We start from the raw sequence: 7918 nt of genomic DNA on the forward strand, positions 1-7918 counted from the left end.
AGGCTGCGATCTTTTGATGTTGATTTTAAAGACCAAGATCAAAAGATCGCAGCCTTCGGCAGCTCCTACAGGGGATCTGTGTTGTGGCAAAAAAAAAGCCCCCGGCCTTTCGACCGGGGGCGTTTTCATGTGGCGGCGAAATTTATTTCGCTTTCACACCTTCAAACGAAACATACAGCTCGACCGCATCGGACTTCGGACCGAGGTCTTTCTGCTTGCCGAAATCGGAACGCTTGATGGTGGTGGTGCCTTCGAAGCCGGCACGGTAGCCGCCCCATGGATCCTTGCCTTCACCCAGGAAGGTGGCCTTGACGACAACTGGCTTGGTCACGCCCAGCAGGGTCAGGTCGCCGGTCACGTCAGCGGTGTTGGCGCCAGTAGACTTGACGCTGGTGGAAACGAAGGTGGCCTTGCCGAACTTGCTGGCGTTGAGGAAGTCAGCGCTGGCGATGTGCTTGTCGCGCTCGGCGTGGTTGGTGAACACGCTGGCAGTGTTGACGTTGAACTCGATCTTGCTGTCTTCAGGCTTGGCAGCGTCGAAGCTGAACTTGCCGTCGATGTCCTTGAAGGTACCGGTGATGTAGCTGTAGCCCAGGTGACTGATCTTGAAGTCGACGAAGGCGTGCTGGCCTTCCTTGTCTACTACGTAGTCAGCAGCCATTACGTTGGCGGACAGCACGGCAGAACCGATTGCCAGAGCGGCCAGAGTCTTTTTCAACATGCTTTCTTTTCCTTTGAGTCGAGGTTGAATTTCAGGCTTTGCGACCGAGCATTCGGGTAAGGGTCGCATCACGATCGATAAAGTGGTGCTTCAATGCTGCCAACGCATGGAGACCGGAAAAAATTACCAGTGCCCACGCCAGCCACAGATGAATCACCCCAGCGGTATCTGCCTGATCCGGTAGTCCGGAAAGCAGAGCAGGAACTTCAAACAGGCCAAACACCGGGATCCCGACACCGTCTGCGGTGGAAATCAGGTAACCGGCAATCATCACAGCGAACAGCGCCAGATACAGAAACCCGTGGCCGAACCTGGCGCCGATACGGGTCATCCGGCTGTAGCTTTGCAGCGTAGGCGGCGGTGGGCTGATGAAACGCCACAGCACCCGCAGCACCATCACACCCAGCAGCACCAGGCCGATGCTCTTGTGCAGATCCGGCGCGTCTTTGCGCCAGGTGCTGTAGTAATCCAGCCCGACCATCCACAGACCCAGCGCAAACAGCCCGAAGACCACCAGCGCCACGCCCCAGTGCATGAAGATGCTGACCCAACCATAGCGCGAAGAAGAATTACGTAGCTGCATTGCCCAAATCCTGTGAGAACTGCGAACCAAGACTAGCGAGTTATCTATCGAATTAAAGCGGAAAATTTTGCTTTGAAATATCGAGAAATACGATCAAGAGTCTGGTAGTGACGAGTTAAGAAAAGATTAAAGGCAAAAGTGTGGCGGAATGTCAGGTGGCAGATCCTGATGATGCGCTGTCTGGACAGGCCTCATCGCGGGCAAGCCCGCTCCCACAGTGGTTAGTGGCGTGCACAAATCCCGCGTTTACCTCAGAAACCTGTGGGACCTGGCTTGCCAGCGATGGGGCCCTCACAGGCAAAAAAAAGCGCGGCATATACGCCGCGCTTTTTCATTCACCGCAAAGCCTTACTGCGCCTTGGTCTCGGTCGTTGCAGCAGGCTTGGCCGCTGGTTTCTTCGCCGGCTCAGCCTTCTTTGCCGCCGGTTTGGCAGCCGGCTTTTTCGTTTCGGTCTTGGCCGCAGGCTTCTTCGCCGCTGGCTTGGCCGCTGCTTTCTTCGCTGGCTCGGCTTTTACCGGCGTCGCTGGCTTCGGCGCTTCCACCGGAGCTGGCGCAGGTGCCGGGGTCGGCGCAGGCGCTGGAGCGGCCGGAGCAGGTGCTGGCTCTGGCGCTTTCACAGGCTCAGGCTTCTTCTCGTCATCCGAACCGCCAAACAGGTTGCTGAAGAAGTTGCCCTTCTTCGCTGCCACCGCGCCCGCCGCGCCTGCCGCTGCAGCGGCCGGAACCACTTTGGCTGGCTCGAACGATTTGCCGGCCGCCAGATCTTCAACCTGACTGGCCGCACGCTGGCCGGTGCGCAGCGCTCCTTCCAAGGTGCCCGGGTACAAGGTGTCGGTGTGTTCGCCGGCGAACGCTACGCGTTGCAGCGGACGTTCCCACAGGCGCCAGAACTTGCTGATCTGCCCCGGGCCGTAAGCCAGGTAGGCGCCGCCCATCGACGGGTCGGTGCTGTAGCGGCGGATTTCATAACCGGTGAACGAGCCACGGGCCTGTGGATAAAACGCATGCAGACGGATCAGCACCTGATCGACCATCTGCTTGTCGCCGAACGCCTGCATCACACGGGCGTTGTCGCCAGACAGGTTGATCACCACATTGGCGCCGCCCTTCAGCGCCGGTTCGATCCAGAGCATGCCTAAACCTGCGTTGCTGTAGATCTCGCCGGACATGCGCGACTTGCTTTCCCACACTGGCGTCTTGAACTTCAGCATGATCTGGTCGCGCCAGCCGTAGTTGGTGCCTTTGATCGCCGCCAGGTGCTGGGCATCCAGCGCCGGGGTCAGCGCGATCTTGTTCAGTGCGCGCAACGGCACGGCCAGCACCACGTAGTCAGCCTGATAACCGACGCTGCCGACTTTGACGGTCACGCCGTCCTTGTCCTGGATGATGGCCGAGACCGGCGAGCTGGTCTTGATGGTCTTGATCTGTTTGACGAAGGCCTGGGCCAGCACCTGGCTGCCGCCGACCAGACGCGAGGCGCGCAGGTCGCGGTCGGAGACGCCGCGATAGACGCGGTTCTGCTGAGCGAAATACAGCAGCGACAGACGCGAAGGTTCGTCGTAGTGGGTGCGAATGTCCTGGTTGATCAACTGACGCGCGGTGGCCGGCAGGTTCTGCTTGTCGAGCCAGCTCGATACGGTGATCTGGTCCAGCGCATGCAAAGTGGCGGTCGCCGCCGGATTCTGCGGATCGTCGATCGAACGCGCCAGATCGTCGAGGGTTTTCTGGTAGCGCTTGAGCGCATCGGCGGTGGCTGGCTGCTTGGTGGCCAGATCAGCAGCGGAGAAATAATCGCCGTCGATCAGATAACCCGGCGTACGCACGAATTCCGGCGCCGGCGTAGTGCCGAGCTTGAAGGTCGACACGTACTTGTTCAGCACCGGCTGGGTCTTGTCGTTGCCGATCCACTCGCTGGTGGCCATGCCCGAGCGCCCGCCCAGGCTCGGCTTGGCTTCCAGCAGGGTGACCTGCCAGCCTTTGTTCTGCAGTTCGTAAGCGGCGGTCAGACCCGACAGGCCGCCGCCGATCACGATTGCGGTTTTATCCTTGGCCAGCGCCGTAACGCTGAACAGCCCCAACATCACCAGCGCACAGGCGCGCAGCCAACCGACAGACATTCAGCGAACTCCGGAAAAACATGTGGGAAAAGCAGTTATGCGAGTCAGACGACTCAAAGAACCGCGAAGAATACGTTAGCCATCAAAACGCCGCCAGCGACGTCTATCGGCTCAGACAAAGTAGCTCAATCGACACAATGGGTTGTTCCTGCGCGATGCATTGCATAGGCTTGCGCGATTGTTCGCCCGCGCCTGACGCGAGCCGCCTCGAGGAGACTGTAAATGGGCCTGAATAACCAGTGGATGCAACGCGATCTTGCGGTGTTGTGGCATCCCTGCACCCAGATGAAAGACCACGAACAGCTGCCACTGATCCCGATCAAGCGCGGCGAAGGCGTCTGGCTCGAAGACTTCGAAGGCAAGCGCTACCTCGACGCGGTCAGTTCCTGGTGGGTCAACGTGTTCGGCCACGCCAACCCGCGCATCAACCAGCGCATCAAGGATCAGGTCGATCAACTCGAGCATGTGATCCTTGCCGGTTTCAGCCACCAACCGGTGATCGAGCTGTCCGAGCGTCTGGTGAAAATGACCCCGCAAGGCTTGAACCGGGTGTTCTACGCCGATAACGGTTCGTCCTGCATCGAAGTCGCGCTGAAGATGAGCTTTCATTACTGGCTCAATCGCGGCCAGCCGAACAAGAAACGCTTCGTCACCCTGACCAACAGCTACCACGGTGAAACCATGGCAGCGATGGCGGTCGGCGATGTGCCGCTGTTCACCGAGACCTACAAAGCCCTGCTGATGGACACCATCAAAGTGCCCAGCCCGGATTGTTATCTGCGTCCCGACGGCATGGGCTGGGAAGAACATTCGCGCAACATGTTTGCCGCCATGGAACAGACACTGGCGCAAAACCATGACAGCGTCGCGGCAGTGATCGTCGAGCCGCTGATTCAGGGCGCGGGCGGCATGCGTATGTATCACCCGGTCTACCTCAAGCTGTTGCGCGAAGCCTGCGACCGCTATGGCGTGCACCTGATCCACGATGAAATCGCCGTCGGCTTCGGCCGCACCGGGACGATGTTCGCCTGCGAACAGGCCGGCATCCGCCCGGACTTCCTCTGCCTGTCCAAAGCCCTCACCGGCGGCTACCTGCCGCTGGCCGCATGCCTGACCACCGACGAGGTCTACAGCGCGTTCTACGACGACTACCCGACCCTGCGCGCCTTCCTCCACTCGCACAGCTACACCGGCAACCCGCTGGCCTGCGCGGCGGCATTGGCGACGCTGGATATCTTCGAGCAGGACAACGTCATCGAGAATAACCAGGCGCTGGCTCAGCGCATGGCCTCGGCGACCGCGCATCTGGTCGATCACCCGAACGTCTCCGAAGTGCGCCAGACCGGCATGGTGCTGGCGATCGAGATGGTCAAGGATAAAGCCACGAAAGAGGCCTACCCTTGGCAGGAGCGTCGTGGCCTGAAGGTGTTCCAGCATGCGCTTGAGCGAGGCGCGTTGTTGCGGCCGCTGGGCAGCGTGGTGTATTTCCTGCCGCCGTATGTGATCACCCCGGAGCAGATCGACTTTCTGGCCGAAGTGGCCAGTGAAGGTATTGATATCGCTACGCGTGACAGCGTCAGCGTGGCGGTGCCGAAAGACTTCCACCCGGGATTCCGCGACCCGGGCTGATTCGCCTTGCTTGAGATTTGCGGTGGCTGGACTGCCGCTTTCGCGAGCAGGCTCGCTCCCACAGGGGAATGCATTTCAAGTGTGGGAGCGAGCCTGCTCGCGAATGAAGTCGACACCGATCCAACTGATTCATATCTTTCCAGAGACCCGAAATGAGACTGTCCCGCTTCTTTATCGACGCCCCGCTGAGCACCGGCGAACACGAACTGCCGGAAGCCCAGGCGCACTACATCAGCCGCGTGCTGCGCATGGCCGAGGGCGATGCCGTGCAATTGTTCGACGGCTCCGGCCATGAGTTTCGCGGATCGCTGGTGGACGTCGGCAAGAAGCGCGTGGTCGTGCAGATCGACGAGCAATTCGCCGGGCAAGTCGAATCGCCGCTGCAGATCCACCTCGGCCAGGGCCTGTCCCGGGGCGAGCGCATGGATTGGGCGATTCAGAAAGCCACTGAACTGGGCGTGACGCAAATCACACCGATCTTCAGCGAACGCTGCGAAGTCCGCCTCAAGGACGAACGCGCCGACAAGCGCTTGCTGCACTGGCGTCAGGTGGCGATCAGTGCCTGCGAACAGTGCGGGCGCTCACGGGTGCCGGTGATTCATCCGCCAGTGTTGCTGGCGGACTGGCTCAAGCAGACCGAAGCCGAGTTGAAACTGGTCCTGCACCCGGTGGCCGAGCCGCTGGTGAGCCATGCCAAACCGGCGACGCTGGCCTTCCTGATCGGGCCTGAAGGTGGCTTGACGGATGGCGAAGTCGAGCAGGCCAAAGGCAACGGCTTTCACGCCGCCCGCCTCGGCCCACGCGTGCTGCGCACCGAGACCGCGCCGGTGGTGGCATTGGCGGTAGCTCAACAATTGTGGGGTGATTTCTAGGCCCCTTCGCGAGCAGGCTCGCTCCCACATTGGATCTCCAGTGACCACAGATTTTGTGAACACTCTAGTTACAATGTGGGAGGGGGCTTGCTCCCGAAAACGGTGTGTCATTCAACAAATGAGGTTGACTGACCTGGCGCCTTCGGGAGCAAGCCCCCTCCCACAGTCATTGCGTTCACAGGACGTAAAACAGAATCGCAACAAAGTGCAGCAGACTCCCGGCAATCACGAACAGATGCCAGATGCCATGGGCATGCCGCAGCCGGTGATCCAGGGCAAAAAAGATAATCCCCACCGTATACAAAACCCCGCCTGACGCCAGCCAGGCAAACCCCGCCGTGCCCAATGCAGCGATCAGCGGCTTGACCGCGACCAGCACGATCCAGCCCATCACCGCGTAAATCACGATCGACAGAATCCGTGCCTCGGAGCGCGGTTTTATCTCTTGCAGGATGCCGATCAGCGCCAGCCCCCAGACAATCCCGAACAGCGTCCAGCCCCACGGCCCGCGTAACGTCACCAGGCAGAACGGCGTGTAGCTGCCGGCGATCAGCAGGTAGATCGAAAAGTGATCGACCTTCTTCATGATCGCTTTCTTGCGCCCGCGCACGCTGTGGTACACGGTCGAAGCGCTGTAGAGCACCAGCAAAGTGAAGGCGTAGATCGCCACGCTGACAATCTTCCACGGGCTGCCGTCCAGACAGGCAATCACCAGCATCCAGACCCCGCCGACAAAAGCCGCCACCGCCCCGACCAAATGCGTCCAGGCGTTGAGTTTTTCTCCGTGATACATGTGTCACTTACCTCAATATTCATTACCGCAGCGCGCAAGGCTCGGGCCTTGAGCGTAAAAGCGCAATGTTTCTGTTCAAAGCCAAGATCAAAAGATCGCAGCCTTCGGCAGCTCCTACAGGTGATCGCATTCCAATGTAGGAGCTGCCGAAGGCTGCGATCTTTTGATCTTCAAGGCACAATCGACGCATTCCAAAAAGAGTCCGCGCCATGCTGATCGACGAAGAATTGACCCTGAAAAAACTCGAGGTGTTCCTCGCCTTCATGCGCACCGGCAACCTCGCCCGCGCCGCCGCCGAACTGCAGACCAGCAACGTCAGCGTGCACCGCGCCATTCATTCTTTGGAAAACGCCCTGCGCTGCCCGCTGTTCAAACACGAAGGGCGCAACCTGACGCCGCTGGAAAGCGCCTATGTGCTGGAAGAACGTGCGCAAAAACTGATTAACGACGTTGTCGACAGCGTGCGTCTGACCCGCGAAGCCGCCGGGTTCTCCGCCGAGCGTTTCAAGCTCGGCTCGCTGTACTCGCTGACGGTGAAGACCGTGCCGCAATTGATCATGGGCCTGAAAATCCGCCGCAGCGAACTCAACATCGACCTGATCCTCGGCTCGAACATCGACCTGCTCTACAAGCTGAAAAACATGGAAGTCGACGCGATTCTGGTGTCGCTGGACGACAGCATCAACGATCCGGATTGCGAGCAGATTGCGCTGTTTTCCGACGACATTTTCCTCGCCACCCCGGCGGATTCAAAATTCGCTCAGCGCAGTGAAGTCGATCTGGCGGAAGTGCGCGATGAAACCTTCATCACCCTGACCCAGGGCTTTGCCACGCATCAGGACGGTGTGCGGGTGTTCAAGCAGGCGGGGTTCGAGCCGAAGGTGGCGATGCAGGTCAACGACATCTTCACTTTGCTGAGCATGGTCAGCTCCGGGGTGGGGTACGCCTTGTTGCCGGGGCGGATTGCGGCGGTGTACGAGAATCGGGTGAAGCTGATTCCGTTGCAGGAGAAGTACCGGTTGCAGCAGCACATTGGCGTGGTGTTTCTCAAGGCCAAGGAGCGCGATCCGAACTTGTTGGCGTTGCTGGCGGAGTGTCGGATGTATGCCAATCGGCAGGCCTGATACCGAGTCGCCCCCTTCGCGAGCAGGCTCGCTCCCACAGGAAAATGCATTCCAACTGTGGGAGCGAGCCTGCTCGCG

Annotated in this window: 7 protein-coding genes; 3 read left to right on the plus strand and 4 right to left on the minus strand. The window is 59.8% G+C overall.

The genetic code is table 11. The annotated features are described in order from the left end of the window. Positions 1-142 precede the first annotated feature (142 nt). From AC4IHP_RS13135 to AC4IHP_RS13145, 3 genes are all read right to left on the minus strand, one after another. Positions 143-721 (minus strand): YceI family protein, encoded by a 579-nt coding sequence (locus AC4IHP_RS13135; protein ID WP_039757580.1) that lies wholly within the window; start codon positions 719-721, stop codon positions 143-145. A gap of 31 nt (positions 722-752) precedes the next feature. Then, positions 753-1304, minus strand: a complete 552-nt coding sequence (locus AC4IHP_RS13140) for a cytochrome b (protein WP_400499720.1) — start codon at positions 1302-1304, stop codon at positions 753-755. Between the two features lie 348 nt (positions 1305-1652). Then, positions 1653-3422 (minus strand): flavin monoamine oxidase family protein, encoded by a 1770-nt coding sequence (locus tag AC4IHP_RS13145; RefSeq protein WP_460122034.1) that lies wholly within the window; start codon positions 3420-3422, stop codon positions 1653-1655. Positions 3423-3644: 222 nt separating this feature from the next. Here AC4IHP_RS13145 and AC4IHP_RS13150 point away from each other — a divergent pair, with 222 nt between their 5' ends. Further along, complete coding sequence (locus AC4IHP_RS13150; protein ID WP_490831864.1) at positions 3645-5051, plus strand: adenosylmethionine--8-amino-7-oxononanoate transaminase; 1407 nt, start codon at positions 3645-3647, stop codon at positions 5049-5051. Between the two features lie 152 nt (positions 5052-5203). Continuing rightward, positions 5204-5923, plus strand: coding sequence for a 16S rRNA (uracil(1498)-N(3))-methyltransferase (locus tag AC4IHP_RS13155; protein ID WP_071172238.1), 720 nt, complete (start codon positions 5204-5206; stop codon positions 5921-5923). 175 nt (positions 5924-6098) lie between these two features. On the opposite strand, the gene trhA is transcribed toward AC4IHP_RS13155, so the two are convergent. Beyond that, positions 6099-6716 carry a PAQR family membrane homeostasis protein TrhA gene (gene trhA / locus AC4IHP_RS13160; RefSeq protein WP_490831865.1) on the minus strand — a complete coding sequence of 206 codons (618 nt, stop codon included), beginning with the start codon at positions 6714-6716 and terminating at the stop codon, positions 6099-6101. Positions 6717-6925: 209 nt separating this feature from the next. Here trhA and AC4IHP_RS13165 point away from each other — a divergent pair, with 209 nt between their 5' ends. Continuing rightward, positions 6926-7840, plus strand: a complete 915-nt coding sequence (locus tag AC4IHP_RS13165) for a LysR family transcriptional regulator (protein WP_122506124.1) — start codon at positions 6926-6928, stop codon at positions 7838-7840. The last annotated feature ends 78 nt before the right edge of the window (positions 7841-7918 follow it).

The organism is Pseudomonas sp. UF-293, from assembly GCF_058245595.1.